Source organism: Xanthomonas boreopolis, assembly GCF_046529185.1.
Taxonomy (GTDB): domain Bacteria; phylum Pseudomonadota; class Gammaproteobacteria; order Xanthomonadales; family Xanthomonadaceae; genus Pseudomonas_S; species Pseudomonas_S boreopolis.
Window position 1 is genome coordinate 1768767 of sequence record NZ_CP097162.1, and the last position, 14943, is coordinate 1783709.

The 14943-nt window shown below is 68.1% G+C and carries 11 protein-coding genes and 1 tRNA gene; 8 read left to right on the forward strand and 4 right to left on the reverse strand.

Translation table 11 applies throughout. The features are described from left to right. The first annotated feature begins 84 nt into the window (after window positions 1–84). The 5 genes from uvrB (at window position 85) to M3M27_RS07870 (ending at window position 3646) form a co-directional block, all read left to right on the forward strand. Window positions 85–2100 (forward strand): excinuclease ABC subunit UvrB, encoded by a 2016-nt coding sequence (gene uvrB / locus M3M27_RS07850; RefSeq protein ID WP_140718799.1) that lies wholly within the window; start codon window positions 85–87, stop codon window positions 2098–2100. A gap of 100 nt (window positions 2101–2200) precedes the next feature. Then, a tRNA-Val gene (locus M3M27_RS07855) sits at window positions 2201–2275 on the forward strand. Between the two features lie 353 nt (window positions 2276–2628). Continuing rightward, window positions 2629–2862 carry a DUF3606 domain-containing protein gene (locus M3M27_RS07860; protein ID WP_140718798.1) on the forward strand — a complete coding sequence of 78 codons (234 nt, stop codon included), beginning with the start codon at window positions 2629–2631 and terminating at the stop codon, window positions 2860–2862. A gap of 66 nt (window positions 2863–2928) precedes the next feature. Beyond that, on the forward strand, window positions 2929–3414 hold the full coding sequence (locus M3M27_RS07865; protein ID WP_434027688.1) for a hypothetical protein: 486 nt from the start codon (window positions 2929–2931) through the stop codon (window positions 3412–3414). A gap of 88 nt (window positions 3415–3502) precedes the next feature. Then, window positions 3503–3646, forward strand: a complete 144-nt coding sequence (locus M3M27_RS07870) for a hypothetical protein (protein ID WP_434027689.1) — start codon at window positions 3503–3505, stop codon at window positions 3644–3646. A gap of 20 nt (window positions 3647–3666) precedes the next feature. On the opposite strand, the gene M3M27_RS07875 is transcribed toward M3M27_RS07870, so the two are convergent. Continuing rightward, the gene (locus tag M3M27_RS07875; protein ID WP_434027691.1) at window positions 3667–3924 is read right to left on the reverse strand and encodes a hypothetical protein; all 258 of its coding nucleotides are present in this window, start codon (window positions 3922–3924) and stop codon (window positions 3667–3669) included. A gap of 145 nt (window positions 3925–4069) precedes the next feature. Between M3M27_RS07875 and M3M27_RS07880 the strand changes: the two genes are divergently transcribed. After that, a complete protein-coding gene (locus M3M27_RS07880; protein WP_434027692.1) occupies window positions 4070–4348 on the forward strand; it encodes a hypothetical protein in 279 nt (92 codons plus the stop codon). Window positions 4349–4397: 49 nt separating this feature from the next. Here M3M27_RS07880 and M3M27_RS07885 read toward each other — a convergent pair whose 3' ends face one another. After that, window positions 4398–4910 (reverse strand): ferritin-like domain-containing protein, encoded by a 513-nt coding sequence (locus M3M27_RS07885; RefSeq protein WP_140718794.1) that lies wholly within the window; start codon window positions 4908–4910, stop codon window positions 4398–4400. A gap of 302 nt (window positions 4911–5212) precedes the next feature. Here M3M27_RS07885 and M3M27_RS07890 point away from each other — a divergent pair, with 302 nt between their 5' ends. Further along, complete coding sequence (locus tag M3M27_RS07890; protein WP_434027693.1) at window positions 5213–6826, forward strand: alpha-glucosidase family protein; 1614 nt, start codon at window positions 5213–5215, stop codon at window positions 6824–6826. A gap of 274 nt (window positions 6827–7100) precedes the next feature. Here M3M27_RS07890 and M3M27_RS07895 read toward each other — a convergent pair whose 3' ends face one another. Then, on the reverse strand, window positions 7101–9815 hold the full coding sequence (locus tag M3M27_RS07895; protein ID WP_434027694.1) for a TonB-dependent receptor: 2715 nt from the start codon (window positions 9813–9815) through the stop codon (window positions 7101–7103). Window positions 9816–10078: 263 nt separating this feature from the next. Between M3M27_RS07895 and M3M27_RS07900 the strand changes: the two genes are divergently transcribed. Then, the gene (locus M3M27_RS07900) at window positions 10079–12622 is read left to right on the forward strand and encodes an alpha-amylase family glycosyl hydrolase (protein ID WP_434027695.1); all 2544 of its coding nucleotides are present in this window, start codon (window positions 10079–10081) and stop codon (window positions 12620–12622) included. A gap of 161 nt (window positions 12623–12783) precedes the next feature. On the opposite strand, the gene M3M27_RS07905 is transcribed toward M3M27_RS07900, so the two are convergent. Further along, window positions 12784–14811, reverse strand: a complete 2028-nt coding sequence (locus M3M27_RS07905) for a glycoside hydrolase family 97 protein (RefSeq protein ID WP_434027696.1) — start codon at window positions 14809–14811, stop codon at window positions 12784–12786. Window positions 14812–14943 lie beyond the last annotated feature (132 nt).

A 14943-nucleotide genomic window follows, 5' to 3' on the forward strand; every position in this document is an offset into this window, starting at 1 on the left:
CGGCGGGGGTAGGACTTCTGCCCACGAGGGCGTCGGCGAACGATGGCTATACTGGTCAATCGTCCAGAGCGGCACCCCCTTGCCATGAGCGACCGTTTCCAGTTGGTATCCCCCTATTCGCCCGCGGGCGACCAGCCCGCGGCGATCGAGAAGCTGGCCGCCAATTTCGAGGCCGGGCTGGCCAAGCAGGTACTGCTGGGCGTGACCGGCTCGGGCAAGACCTACACCATCGCCAACGTGGTGCAGCAGATCCAGAAGCCGACGCTGGTGATGGCGCCGAACAAGACGCTGGCGGCGCAGCTGTACGGCGAGTTCAAGGCGTTCTTCCCGCACAACGCGGTGGAGTATTTCGTCAGCTACTACGACTACTACCAGCCGGAGGCCTACGTGCCTTCGTCGGACACCTACATCGAGAAGGACAGCTCGATCAACGAGCACATCGAGCAGATGCGGCTGGCGGCGACCAAGACGCTGCTGTCGCGCCGCGACGCGCTGGTGGTGGCGACGGTGTCGGCGATCTACGGCCTGGGCGCGCCGGAGGATTACCTCTCGCTGCGGTTGATCCTGTCGGTCGGCGAGCACATCGACCAGCGCCAGCTGATCCGGCACCTGACCGACCTGCAGTACACGCGCAACGAGTTCGAACTGACCCGCGGCGCGTTCCGCGTGCGCGGGGAGGTGGTGGACGTGTTCCCGGCGGAGTCCGACACCGAGGCGCTGCGCATCGAGCTGTTCGACGGCGACATCGAGAACCTGACCCTGTTCGATCCGCTGACCGGCGAGACGCTGCGCAAGCTGCAGCGCTACACGGTGTATCCGAAGACCCACTACGCGACCACGCGCGAGCGCACGCTCAGCGCGATCGACACCATCAAGGCGGAACTGAAGGAGCGCCTGGAGCAGCTCTACGCGCAGAACAAGCTGGTCGAGGCGCAGCGGCTGGCCCAGCGCACCCAGTTCGACCTGGAGATGATGGCCGAGGTGGGGTACTGCAACGGCATCGAGAACTATTCCCGGCACCTCACCGGCAAGGCGCCGGGCGAGCCGCCGCCGACGCTGTTCGACTACCTGCCGCCGGACGCGCTGCTGGTGATCGACGAATCGCACGTGACCATCCCGCAGATCGGCGCGATGTACAAGGGCGACCGCTCGCGCAAGGAGACGCTGGTGGAGTTCGGCTTCCGGTTGCCCTCGGCGCTGGACAACCGGCCGCTGCGCTTCGAGGAATGGGAGGCGCGTTCGCCGCGCAGCATCTACGTCTCGGCGACGCCGGGGCCGTACGAGTTGCGCGAGGGCGGGGACGAGATCACCGAACTGGTGGTCCGCCCGACCGGCCTCGTCGATCCGGAAGTGGAGATCCGGCCGGTCGCGACCCAGGTCGACGACCTGATGAGCGAGTGCAACGAGCGGATCAAGCTGGGCGACCGCGTGCTGGTCACCACGCTGACCAAGCGCATGGCCGAGAACCTGACCGAGTACCTCGGCGAGCACGGTATCCGCGTGCGCTACCTGCACTCGGACATCGATACGGTCGAGCGCGTGGAGATCATCCGCGACCTGCGCCTGGGCAAGTTCGACGTGCTGGTGGGCATCAATCTGCTGCGCGAGGGCCTGGACATGCCGGAGGTGTCGCTGGTGGCGATCCTGGATGCCGACAAGGAGGGCTTCCTGCGCTCCACCGGGTCGCTGATCCAGACCATCGGCCGTGCCGCGCGCAACCTGCGCGGCAAGGCGATCCTGTACGCGGACAAGGTCACCCGGTCGATGCAGGCGGCGATCGACGAAACCGACCGCCGCCGGCAGAAGCAGATCGAGTACAACGCCGAGCACGGCATCGTGCCCAAGTCGGTGGCGCGGCCGATCGCGGACATCCTGGAAGGCGCCCGGGACGAGGGGGCGGCGACCGGCAAGGGCAAGTCCAAGACGCGCCGGGCCGCGGAGGAACCCGCGGATTACCGCGCCCTGGGGCCGGCCGAGGCCGCCGCCCGGATCAAGGCGCTGGAGCAGCAGATGTACCAGCATGCCCGCGACCTGGAGTTCGAGGAGGCGGCCCGGATCCGCGACCAGATCCATCGCCTGAAAGAAGCCAGCCTGGGCTGAGGCGCCACGATCGGCCGGAATTTTCGTGTGGCTATTGTGAAGTGCCCGGGAGCTGGGCTAGAATGCGCGCCCCTGCAGAGAGCAACTCACTGCAGATGACGGGCGGTTAGCTCAGCGGTAGAGCACTACCTTGACATGGTAGGGGTCACAGGTTCGAACCCTGTACCGCCCACCACTCCGGACCAGGCAATACAAGGTTCCGGGTGGCTTCACGATCATCGATGCGATCTCCGCTGACCCCAAGGTGACCCTAGTCGATCGGGGTAAGCGCGGTTGCGTATCGATCGTTTCCTGCCGATCCGCGCGTGGCGAACGCAGTCGCGCTCCCGTCGCCTGCCATCACGCGGGCTTGCCGGCACGTGGACGCGGAATTACGCCCACGGATGCTGCGATGGCCCTGTCGAGTTCCCGAGCAGAGGTCATCATGCCGCGCATTTCGATAGGCATCCCGTTCGGCCATGCGCTCCGTGCGTGCGGACATGGCGCCTGCCGGGCCGGCCGCGGGCGCCCGTCGCCGAGGGGCGGCGCATGAGCCGGCGCAATCCCGGTCCGGAGCCGACGCCGCCGGATACCGAGCCGGTGTCGGAGAACGTCGATTCGCGTGGCCGTCCGCGGGATCCGGAACGGGTCGATGTCAACGATGAGTGGGAGCTGCGCTACTGGGCCCGGGAGCTCGGCTTGACGGAAGACCAGTTGCGCACGGCGGTGCGCGAGCTCGGCGACCTGGTCACGCGCCTGCGCCAGTACACGCCGCCGCACTGAAAGGCAGGCTCCCGGCCCTATCCGATGCCGGTCCGCCGGCATGACCGAAGCGATGTCGGGGCGTTCATGGAGCTGCCCGCCTATCTTCTCTATCTCGCCTGGATCGCGGCCGGCCTGGGCGATTTCGCCCTGCATCGCCGCAGCGATCTGCCGCATACGTCCGGCCTGGCCGAATCCCGCCTGCACCTGGCGCAGCTTTGCGTGGTCGGGTCCGGCGTGCTTGCCTGGTGGGCACTGGAGGCCACGTCGACCGCCTGGGGCGTGCTGGCCCTGGCCGCGCTTGCGCATGCCGTGCTCGGCTATGCCGATACATGCACGGCGTACGGCAAGCGGGTTCTCTCGCCGTTGGAGCAGCACGTGCACAGCGTGCTCGATATCGCACCGTGGATCCTGTTGGGTTGGGCGGCGCTCGGCGTGGACTGGCACGATGGGTGGCTGCGCTTGGAGCCGCGTGCGCCTGGAGTCCTGCTGGCCCTGCTGGCCCCCGCGCTCCTGCCGGTGACGGCGGCATCCTGGGAGTTCGCCCAGGCCTGGCGCGTGGCGAAACGGTGAAAGCAGGCGCTGCGCCTCCGGGCTTCCTGGACGTCATATCGATGGGGTCCGGTGCAGGGTAAGGCTTCATTCCCAAGGGAAGACGCCCATGCCGCACCACAAAGACCCGGCCAGCCCGGCGCCGGACGAGCAAAAGCGCCGCGAGCAGCGGCTCCAGGACAAGCAACGCCAGCAACCGCAGGATCCACGCGAGCAACGCGAAGGAAATCCCGAGCAGCGGCAGATCCGTTGAGCTTCCGCCGGGCCGCGATGTCAGCCGTCGTCGCGGTCCGGCTCGGGCTTTTCCTCGGTGCTGGCATAGGTGCCGTGCTGGCCGAAGTTCGGTTGGGTGCGTCCATCGCGCTCGGGATGGCCTTCCGGTTCGCCTTCGCCCAGGCGGCCGCCGCGGCCGTGTCCGCGAGGGTGGAAGCCTTCCGGCGAGCGGCTTTCAGGGAGGGGCGCCGACGGCGGTTCGCGACGCGGATCGTTCGTTGCCGGAGAGCGTGGTTGGGGCTTGCGGGAAGACGTCATGGGGAACTCCAGTGATTCTTCATGTCGATCCGGTCGATCCGGACATGGGGACGTGGTTGCGCGGTGAATCCCGGCAAAGGCGTGCCGGGAATCTTGATCCGGGCATGGCGTGCGGTGCGATGTCATGCCGGCCAAGGAGGTGGTTATGGATCGAGCGACAGTGCAGGTGGTCGATGAGGAAATGGCGCATTGGCAACAGGAGCACCGGAAAGGCGAACTGGGGTATTGCGAATTCGACCGGGTGCCGGCGAGGGTGGTGCGTGCCGCCTGCACGCAGTACCTGAGCGACCCAGGCCGGGACGAGCGCGAAGCGCTGCATGCGGTGTACGCCATCCTGGCGTTGCCGGAGGGATCGATGGACGCGGCGCTGGCCGCCTGGCTGGCGCCGCGCTGCCTGCGGCGCCTGCGCAGCCGGCGGCCATGACGGACGATGCCCTGTCGCCGTCCGGCGGTCCTGGCCTTGGATCCACCGGTCAACGCTTGGCCGTCACGCCTTCCGCCGCCTCGCGTTGGAGGAAGCGCTTGACCAGGCCGGTGTGGTGCTCCAGCAGCCAGTCCGCCATGGCTTGCTCCTCGGCCAGGATGTTCTCGCAGACGGTGGCGATCTCGCCATGGCCGGCCTCGCGGGCGGCCACGATCAGCGCGCGATAGGAGGCGACCTCCATGTTCTCGAAGGCGTAGCTGATCCCGACGCCCTTGACCACTTCGTCGCTCATCATGGCGTTGCCGGTGGCGTGCACCTGCGCCATCAGGCTGGCGAACAGGCTTTTCGCGGTGGGCAGCGATCCGCCGAGGCGTTCGATGCAACCGCCGATGCGATCGGCCTGCAGGCGGGTTTCCTCGACGTGGCGTTCGACGCGTTGGCGCAAGTCGGGGTAGTTCTCGAGCCGGCCCGCAAACGCCTTCATCATCGTCTCGGCTTCCTGCTCCATCGCATAGGCGTCCTGCAGCCATTGCAGAAGGCGTTTCTCGTAATCGGTGCTCATCGCGTGGGTCCTCGGCTGGAAGTCCGGGATACCGTGGCGTGGCCGGGGTGGATGGAGCGTCGCCGGACGGCGGTCGTCGGCAGGCCTTTTCACGCCTCGGGCACGATGCCGCACGGCGAAGCGGGACGTTCCGGATCGACCATGGCGCGGCGCGTGGATCCCGGTCCGAGCGCTTCGCCGCGCCGCGCGGCGAAGGCATGAATACGTATGCGGACAGGCATCCTGAAACCGGCTCGACGCTAAGCTAGCGGGGTTTTCAAGGCGCCGTCCCGCGGGCGCCTCAGCCCGGAGGGGGGCGCTCGATGTCGCAGACTCCATGGTGGCGCGGAGCCGTCATCTACCAGATCTATCCACGCAGTTATCTCGATACCAACGGCGATGGCGTCGGCGATCTTCCCGGCATCATCGAGCGGCTGGACTATGTCGCTTCGCTGGGCGTGGACGCGATCTGGGTCTCGCCGTTCTTCAAGTCGCCGATGGCCGATTTCGGCTACGACATCGCCGATTACCGCGATGTCGATCCGCTGTTCGGCACGCTCGACGATTTCGACAGGCTGTTGGCCAAGGCGCACGCGCTCGGCCTGAAGGTGATGATCGACCAGGTGTTCAGCCATACCTCGGCCGACCATGCCTGGTTCCGCGAAAGCCGCGAGGACCGCAGCAATCCCAAGGCGGACTGGTACGTGTGGGCGGACGCGCGCGAGGACGGCATGCCTCCCAACAACTGGCTGTCGATCTTCGGCGGCGTGGCCTGGCAGTGGGAGCCGCGACGGCGCCAGTACTACCTGCACAACTTCCTGGCGTCGCAGCCGGACCTGAACTTCCATAATCCGGAAGTGCAGCAGGCCACGCTGGACTACGTGAAGTTCTGGCTGGACCGGGGCGTGGATGGGTTCCGGCTGGACTCGATCAACTTCTGCTTCCACGATCCCGCGCTGCGCGACAACCCGGCCAAGCCGATGGAGCTGCGGTTGGGGCGGGGCTTCAGCCCCGACAATCCGTACGCGTTCCAGTACCACTACTACAACAACACCCAGCCGGAGAACCTCGGGTTCCTCGAGCGCTTGCGCGGGTTGCTGGACCGGTACCCGGGTACGGTGACGCTCGGCGAGATTTCCTCGGAGGATTCGCTGGCGACCACCGCCGAGTACACCGCGCCGGGGCGCCTGCACATGGGCTACAGCTTCGAGCTGCTGGTGGACGATTTCAGCGTTTCCTACATCCGCGGGACGGTGGAGCGCCTGGAAGCGACGATGCGCGATGGCTGGCCGTGCTGGGCGATCTCCAACCACGACGTGCAGCGCGCGGTGACCCGTTGGGGCGGGAAGCCGGCGCGGCCCGAACTGGCGAAGATGCTGGTCGCGATGCTGTGCTCGCTGCGCGGCTCGGTCTGCGTGTACCAGGGCGAGGAACTCGGCCTGGGCGAGGCGGAAGTGCCGTTCGAGGCGCTGCAGGATCCCTACGGCATCACCTTCTGGCCCAACTTCAAGGGGCGCGACGGTTGCCGCACGCCGATGCCGTGGCGGGACGAGCCGCTCGCGGGCTTCACCACCGGCAAGCCGTGGCTGCCGATCGCGGCCGAGCACCGGACGCATGCGGTACAGGTGCAGGAGCCGGACCCGGGCTCGGTCCTGAACGCGTTCCGTGCGTTCCTGGCCTGGCGCAAGACCCAGCCTGCCTTGGTGGTCGGGGCAATCGAGTTCGTGGATGCGCCGGAACCGGTGCTGATGTTCCGGCGCGAGCTGCAGGACGAGACGCTCCTGGTGGCCTTCAATCTCTCGCCCGAGGCCGCAGTCGCGCCGCTGCCGGTGGGACGCTGGGAGCGGCTCGACGCGCCGGGGCCGGCGAGCGGAGAAGTGCGCGGCGAAGGATTGGCGTTACCCGGTTATTCGGCGTTCTTCGCCAGGCAGGCCTGAGGCCGGACGAACATCGCTGCACGAAGAAGGCCACGGATGTGCTCCGTGGCCTTTTGCTTTGACGCCGTTTGCGTTCGTTGTGGACGATTCCGCCGACACGGCAGCGGGGCTTGTCGCAGGAGGGACTTCAGTCCGACGCTTTGCGGTAGAGCCCGTCGGGACTGAAGTCCCTCCTGCGACAAGCAGGGGCCGTCGCGGTGGTGCTCGAAGCGGGGCGTCCAAAAAAAGCCCGCCGTGGTGAGCGGCGGGCCGTGCATGCATCCAGGCTGGAGGATCAGAAGCGGTAGTTCGCGCCCAGCAGGTAGGTGCGGCCGTACTCGTAGTACTTGTTGACGCGCTCGTTGAGCGAGTCGTTGTTGGAGCGGAACGGCTCGTTCTCCAGGTTGTTGACCTGCAGCAGCAGCGACAGGTTGGCCAGCCGGCCGCTCTGGAAGGTGTAGCCGAGCTGCAGATCGGTCACGGTTTCCTTGCCGAACATCACCTGCTCGCGGTCGCCGCCGTAGCCCTGCACCTCGCCCAGGAACTGCGAGCGGTGGCGGCTGCTGATGCGGGCCGAGAACCCGTGGCGCTCGTAGTAGGCGGTGATGCTGGAGACGTACTTGGAAAGGCCCGGCAGCGGCTGGGTGGTGCCCGGGCCGTCGGGGTGGATCTCGCTGGTGGTGTCGGAGTAGTTGGCGACGATGCCGAAGCCTTCCAGCGGCGACCACAGGATGTCCAGCGGCACCGACAATGCCAGCTCGTAGCCGCGGATCTTGCCGCCTTCGCCGTTGACCGGCTGGGTGTATTCGCCGATCGTGCTGGACGAGTACGAGGCCAGGGTCTCGGCCGAGATCGGCAGCTGGCTGAAGTCGTACTGGACGGTCTGGCTGTAGATGTAGGTCTTCAGGTCCTTGAAGAAGTACGCCGCGCTGAAATATCCCTTGTCGCCGGCGAAATACTTCTCGTAGGACAGGTCGTAGGCATCGGCGAGCCAGGGCTTGAGGTTCGGGTTGCCGCCGCTGCCGGTCCATTTCTGCTTGGTCTGGTCGTAGCTGAAGACCGCGTTGCCCGCCATCTGGTCCATGCGCGGGCGCGCCATCTGCCGCGAAGCGCCCAGCCGCAGCACCTGTTCGTGCGGGAAGCCGAACGACAGGTTCATGCTCGGCAGGTAGTTGGTGTAGGAGGTGCCCTGGGTATTGCTGTCCCCCAGCGCCACGCCGTCGAAGGTGGCGACGCCCTCCGATTCCTGGTCGACGTTGACCGCCTGGATGCCGACGTTGCCCTTGACCGACACCGGCCCGAGGTCTCCGTCGAGGTTGAGCTGCGCGTAGGCGGTGGCTACTTGCTCGTCGACCTGCCAGTTCTTGTTGCTGATGTCCGGGTCGTCCTTGCCGACCAGGTAGTAGACGCCGTCATTGAGCATCCCCAGCACGTCAAGGCGCAGCACCCGGCTGATGCCGGCGAAGTTGAAGTCGGTGCCCTTGACGTACGGGGTCGGCACGGCCATTTCGACGTTGTCGGTGCAGGCCGCGGTGGTGCACAGGGTGTACTCGGTGGAGGCGCGGCTCTTGCTCCGGTCGGTGAGGTTGGCGCCGAACTGCAGGTTGCTGATGAAGCCGCTGTCGAAGCTGCGCGACAGGTCCAGGCGCACGGCCGAGAGGGTGTCCTTGACCTGGAAATACTTCAGGTAGCCGGCCTGGGCGCGCGCGCCGCCCCAACTGCCCGGGTCGTAGAAGGTCAGGTTCGAGGCGTCGCCGTAGTCCGCGCCGAGGTAGCTGTCGTACCAGCCATTGCTGTTGTAGGTGAAGGTGCCGCTGTCGCTGGCATCGCCGGCCAGGCCGGCATAGCTTTCGAGCAGGGTCTCGTCGCGCTTGGCGCGCGAATAGCTGACGTCGGCGGTGGCGGTCCAGTGGTCGTTGATCGAGACCTTGTTGTTCCAGCCGACCGAGATCAGCTTGTCGTCGGTCTCGTTGTAGTCGTTGCGCACGACCACCGGAGAGATGTTGCTCCACTGCGAGGACACCGTGGTGCCGTTCTGGTACTCGGCGCTTTCCAGGGTGGAGCCGCTGCCGTAGGCCAGGCCGTACTGCAGGCCCCACTTGGATTCCTTGCGCTTGAACTCAGAATAGAACAGGTCGAGCGTGGACTCGAAGCGGTCGTTCGGCTTGAACTGCACGGTGGCCATCACGCCGTCGCGCTTGTTGTCGATCTCCGAGCGGTAGGCATTGCCGCCGCCGATGATGCCGTTGCTGTAGCCCCAGGACTCGTACTGCTTGCTCTGGCCGGGGCTGTCCATATGCGCCAGCCCGAGCACCACGCCCCAGGTGTCGTCGGCGAACTGGTCGATGTAGGAGGCGCTGAGGCGGTTGCCGTAGTCCTTCAGGTCGCCAAGGCGGTTCATGTCGCCGCGGACGTTGATCGCGACGGCGCGCTCGCCGTAGTCGAGCGGGCGCACCGTCTTCATGTTCACCGTGCCCGACAGGCCCTGGCCGACCAGCTCGGCGCTGGTGGTCTTGTGCACCACCACCTGGCTCATGAGCTCGGACGGATACTGGTCGAACTCCACGCCGCGGTTGTTGCCGAAGCTAACCTGCTCGCGGCCGTTGAGTAGCGCGGTCGAGAAGTCGCCGGCGAAGCCGCGGATGTTGATCTCCTGCGGGCGGCCGCCGTAGCGCTGCGCGGTCAGGCCGGGCAGGCGCGCGAGCGAGTCGGCGATGCTGGCGTCGGGCAGCTTGCCGATGTCCTCGGCCGAGATCGCCTCGACGATGGTGTTCTCGGCCTGCTTAGTGATGATCGAGGCCTCGATCGCACGGCGGATGCCGGTGACGGTGACCGAGTCGAGCTGCTTGATGGCGCCGTCGGCGGGCGGGTTGGCGGCTTCTTCGGCCTTGGCCTGCTGCTCGGACGCGGTGGTGTCGGCAGACGTGGTGGCGGACTGGGCCATGGCCAGCGTCGGCGTCAGGGCGACGGCCAGCGCGATGCTCAGCGCGCTGCGCTTGTGGTTCAACATTTTCCCCTCCCAGGCAATGTTGTGATGTCGAGTTGTGCGTCCGGGTGATTGTCTGGACGTGGGTTGCACGCAGCGGAATGGTCCGTTCGCGACTGGCACGTATGGTAGACAGCGGCATACCTCGCGCGTCCTTCTTGCATACGTATTCAATGGCCGCAGCCAGGGTGGAATCGATTTCACGAGGCACCATGGCGCCGCCGCGGGCGGAAGGGCATCGGTCCCGGGCGAGGCTGGATCGCAGGAAGGGAGGAAACATGCGGACCATGAACAAGCTGGCGTGCCTGGCCGGCATGTGGCTGTCCGGCGCGGCCGTGGCGGCCGCGCCCACGGAGCCGGCACGCGACTGGCGCGATCAGGTCATCTATTTCGCGATGATCGATCGCTTCGACAACGGCGATCCAGGCAACGACGACCAGGGCGGCGGCGAATACGATCCGGCTGATCTGCGCCGCTTCAGCGGCGGCGATCTCGCCGGGCTGGCGCGGCGGCTCGACTACATCCAGGACCTGGGCGCGACCGCGTTGTGGATCACCCCGCCGGTAGCCAACCAGTGGTGGAACGCGCGTGCGCAGTACGGCGGCTACCACGGCTACTGGGCGCAGGACTTCACCCGGGTCGATCCGCACTTCGGCGACCTCGCGGCCTATCGCGCGCTGGCCGACGGCCTGCACGCGCGCGGCATGCGGCTGGTGCAGGACATCGTGGTCAACCACACCGCCGACCATTTCTCGTGCACCGCCCCCGGCCGTTGCGTGCGCCACGACGCCACGCGGGTGCGGCCGGCACCGCTGCAGCACAACGATCCGCGCGATCCGCGCGACCGCGCCCGCGGCATCTACCACTGGACGCCGGACATCGCCGATTTCGGCGAGCGCCGCCAGGAGCTGGGCTACCAGCTGGCCGGCCTCGACGACCTCAATACCGAGAACCCCGAGGTGCGCCGCGCGCTGCGCCGCATCTACGGCGACTGGATCGGGCAGGTGGGGGTGGATGCGTTCCGCGTCGACACCGCGTTCTACGTGCCCGAGCGCTACTTCCGTGATTTCCTCTACAGCGACGACCCGCAGGCGCCGGGCATTCTGCGGCTGCGGCCGTTCGCAGGCGGCGCCGGCTTCCACGTGTTCGGCGAGGGCTTCGGCATCGACCGCGCGTTCGACGACACCCAGGCGCGGCGGATCGAGGCGTACACGCGCGACGCCGACGGCCCGTTGCTGCCGGGCATGCTCAACTTCCCGCTGTACGGCACGCTCGGCGAGGTATTTGCGCGCGGCCGGCCGGCCGCCGAGCTGGGCTGGCGCATCGAGGACATGCTGCGCGTGCATGCCGATCCGTGGCTGATGCCGACGTTCGTGGACAACCACGACGTCGAGCGGTTCCTGGCCGGAGGTAGCGAAGCGGCGTTGCGGCAGGCGCTGCTGGCAATCATGACGCTGCCCGGCATCCCGGTGATCTACTACGGCACCGAGCAGGGCTTCCGCGGCCAGCGCGACGCGATGTTCGCCGCCGGCTACGGCGCGGGCGGGCGCGACCACTTCGACCGCGACGCACCGCTCTACCGCTACCTGCAGCGCGCCATCGCGCTTCGCCGCGGGAACCGGGTGTTCTCGCGTGGGACGCCGCGCGTGCTGCGCGCCGAGGCGGCGGCGCCGGGCGCGCTGGTCTACCGGATGGACGCCGCGGACCAGAGCGCGCTGGTCGTGTTCAACACCGCGGACCGGCCGGTGCTACTGGACGGACTGCAGACCGGTCTGGCGGCGGGAACCCGGCTCGATGCGCTGTTCTCGATCGACGGCGAGGCGCCGGCGCAGCGCATTGGTGCGGGCGGGCGCCTGGACCTGGTGCTGCCGCCGCGTGCGGGCTGGGTGTGGCGTGCGACGCCGGCCAGCGGCGGCATCCCGCGCGCTCCGGATGCGATGACGATCACGATGCCTGGCGATCCGGACCAGGTGGGTGACTTCGAGGTGCGCGGCGTCGCGCCGGGCGCCGGTCCGGTGCGGCTGGTGATCGACGGCGACCTCGGCCGCGCCCAGGTCGCGCAGGCCGGCGACGACGGCTGCTGGTCGCTGCGGCTGCGCACCGACGCGCTGGTCGATCCGCAGGCAGGGCACCGGCTGGTCGCCTGGCAACCGGCGACCGGCGCGATGTCGGCGCCAGCGACGTTCCGGGTGGCGCGCGAGTGGCGGCTGCTGGCGCAGCAGGACGATCCCGAGGGCGACGACGCCGGGCCGGACGGGCGCTACCGCTATCCCGCCGATCCGGGCTGGAGCCGCGAGCGGCCCGGCGACCTGCGCCGCGTGCGGGCGCTGACCAGCGGCGGTTCGCTGCGGCTGGAACTGGAGACGCACAGCGTGGTCTCGGAATGGAACGCGCCGAACGGCTTCGACCACGTCGCCTTCACCGTCTACCTCGGCCTGCCGGGACGATCGGGCGCGACGCTGATGCCGCTGCAGAACGCGACGCTGCCCGACGGCCTGCACTGGAACTACCGGCTGCGCATCGGCGGCTGGGCCAACGCGCTGACCGGCGCCGACGGCGCCGCTGCCGATCATGAAGGCACGCCGGTGTCGCCCGGGGCGCAACTGGAGGTGGACAGGGCCGCGCGCCGCATCACGATCACGCTGCCGGCCGATGCGCTGGGCGATCCCGACGACCTGCGCGGCGCGACGGTGTACGTGACGACCTGGGACTACGACGGCGGATACCGCGAGCTCACCCCGGGAGGCGGCAGCGCGAGTTTCGGCGGTGCCGACGGCAGGGTGGCGCCGCGCGTGCTGGATGCGGCGTTGCTGAGGCTGCGGCCGGACTGAGAGAGGTCAACAAAACGCGTCATCTCCGCCGCAAGCGCACTGCTGTTCGGGGAAAATCTGCTCGTCGCCCCAGCGTGGGCGGGGGGCAGTGACTTTGCCGTGATCGGCACGAGAGTCCCTGGATCCCCGCCTGCGCGGGGATGACGAACTTGAAGCCCGCGCTAGCGCGCCGGCCCCAGCGGCACGAACCGGATCGCCTCGCCGCCGCCCGGCGCCAGTTTCAACTCCAACCGGTCCGCGCTGCCCACCTCGCGCGTTTCGCGCACGAATGCGAACGGGTTGCTGCGGTAGTCGGCGGTGTCGCCGTCGCGGTAGATCTCGGCGCGGTAGCGAACGCCCGGCTCGAGGAAGGAGAGATCGATCGGCAATACGCGGCCATGTTCGTCGGTGATGCTGCCGACGAACCAGTCGCGGCTATGGCGATCCTTGCGCGCGATCGTCACGTAGTCGCCGACCTCGCCGTTGAGCACGCGCGTATCGTCCCAGTCCACGGCGACGTCCTCGATGAAGCGGAACGCCTCGCGGTGCCGTTCGTAATGTTCCGGCAGGTCGGCGGCCATCTGGATCGGGCTGTAGATGGTCACGTACAGCGCCAGTTGGCGGGCGAGGGTGCTGGGGATCGGCTGGCCGCCGCGTCCCTTCAGGCTGAGGATGCCGGGGGTGTAGTCCATCGGCCCGGACAGCAGCCGCGTGAACACCAGGTCGACCTCGTGCGCGGGAGGATTGGGTGGTTGCCCCCAGGCGTTGTACTCCATGCCGCGCGCGCCCTCGCGCGAGAGCCAATTCGGATAGGTCCGGCGCAGGCCGGTGTCCTTGATCGGTTCGTGCGCATTGACCGACAGGTGCCGCCTGGCCGCTTCCTGCACCACCTTCAGGTGGTGGCGCGCCATGAACTGCCCGTCGTGCCACTCGCGCCACAGCGGGCCGCCGGCCGGGTTGCGCCGGTCGACCTGGCCGTCGTCGCAGACGTAGCCGGTCTTGAAGGTGTCCACGCCGAGCCGCGCGTACAGGTCGAGCGCGGCATCGAGCTGGTCCTCGTAGTGCTCGATGGCGCACCCGGTCTCGTGGTGGCCGATCAGGTGCACGCCTTTCTTCGCGGCGTAGGCGCTCAAGGCCTCGATGTCGAAATCCGGCGTGGGCCGGGTGAAGTCGAAGGCATAACCGTTGCCGACCCAGTCGCCATCCCAGCCCGGATTCCAGCCTTCCACCAGCACCCCGCGGAAACCATGGGCGGCCGCGAAGTCGATGTAGCGCTTGGTGTTGGCGGTGGTGGCGGCATGCCTGGGGCCGGTGGCCCAACTCTGCTGGTCGAGGTGCATCGACCACCACACGCCGACGTACTTGGCCGGATGCACCCAGCCCACGTCGCCCAGCACATTGGGTTCGTTGAGGTTGAGGATCAGGTCGGACTCGACCAGCCCGCCCGCGCGGTCGGCGATCTGCAGGGTGCGCCAGGGCGTATCGAACGGAAGGGCGCGCCGCACCTTCCAGCCTTCCGCGGACGGCGAGAGCTGCGCACGCAGGCGCTGGCCTTCGGTGCGGCGCAGCCACATGCCGGCGTAATCGACCAGCGCCGCCTCGTGGATGGCCACGTGCAGGCCGTTGCGGCTGCGCAGGGTGAGCGGCGTGTGCGCCAGCGGCACTTCGTCCAGCGGCGTGCGCCGGTACAGGTATTCGTAGTGGATGGGTTCGCCCGCCGGGATCCACCAGGCGGTGGATTCGGGGGCGATCGCGAATTCGGTCAGTTCGTCGTCGATGACCGCTTCGCGCATGGAGGCCTGCTCGGGGAAGCGGTAGCGGAAGCCAAGGCCGTCGTCGTAGACGCGGAATTCCACGTCCAGGCGCCTTTTCAGCCCGCCGCGCTCGGCCAGCCGCACCGTGAGCGCGTTGTAGCGGTTGCGCACGTAGCGGCGTTCGCCCCAGGGTTGCTCCCAGGTCTCGTCGTGGTTGGACGCGGACTGGTCCAGCAGCACGAAGTCGCGGTCCAGGCGGCCATTGCGCAGCTGGAAGCCGAGCTGCGAGGGCGCCACCACCGTTTCGCCGAAGCGCTCCACCGTATAGCTGGGGCGTCCGCCGTCCAGCTGCAGCGACACGCGCAGCACGTGCCCGGGGGATTCGACGCTGGCGACCGTGGCGGGCTCGGCCTGCGCCGCGAGGGCGAACACGGTCAGGAGGATTGCCGACAGCATTCTTGCCGTCATCCCCGCGAAAGCGCACTGCTGTCCGGGGAAAGTCCGCTCGTCGCCCCCGCGCAGGCGGGGGCCCAGTGACTTTGCCGTGATCGGCGCGGAAGTCACTGGATCCCCGCCTCCGCGGGGATG

Excerpts from the sequence above, each read along its gene's own strand:
- M3M27_RS07895 (WP_434027694.1), bottom strand. The coding sequence starts at position 9,815 with ATGTTGAACCACAAGCGCAGCGCGCTGAGCATCGCGCTGGCCGTCGCC.
- M3M27_RS07885 (WP_140718794.1), bottom strand. The coding sequence starts at position 4,910 with ATGAGCACCGATTACGAGAAACGCCTTCTGCAATGGCTGCAGGACGCC.
- M3M27_RS07900 (WP_434027695.1), top strand. The coding sequence starts at position 10,079 with ATGAACAAGCTGGCGTGCCTGGCCGGCATGTGGCTGTCCGGCGCGGCC.
- M3M27_RS07890 (WP_434027693.1), top strand. The coding sequence starts at position 5,213 with ATGTCGCAGACTCCATGGTGGCGCGGAGCCGTCATCTACCAGATCTAT.
- M3M27_RS07875 (WP_434027691.1), bottom strand. The coding sequence starts at position 3,924 with ATGACGTCTTCCCGCAAGCCCCAACCACGCTCTCCGGCAACGAACGAT.
- M3M27_RS07880 (WP_434027692.1), top strand. The coding sequence starts at position 4,070 with ATGGATCGAGCGACAGTGCAGGTGGTCGATGAGGAAATGGCGCATTGG.
- M3M27_RS07905 (WP_434027696.1), bottom strand. The coding sequence starts at position 14,811 with ATGCTGTCGGCAATCCTCCTGACCGTGTTCGCCCTCGCGGCGCAGGCC.
- M3M27_RS07865 (WP_434027688.1), top strand. The coding sequence starts at position 2,929 with ATGGAGCTGCCCGCCTATCTTCTCTATCTCGCCTGGATCGCGGCCGGC.
- M3M27_RS07870 (WP_434027689.1), top strand. The coding sequence starts at position 3,503 with ATGCCGCACCACAAAGACCCGGCCAGCCCGGCGCCGGACGAGCAAAAG.
- M3M27_RS07860 (WP_140718798.1), top strand. The coding sequence starts at position 2,629 with ATGAGCCGGCGCAATCCCGGTCCGGAGCCGACGCCGCCGGATACCGAG.
- uvrB (WP_140718799.1), top strand. The coding sequence starts at position 85 with ATGAGCGACCGTTTCCAGTTGGTATCCCCCTATTCGCCCGCGGGCGAC.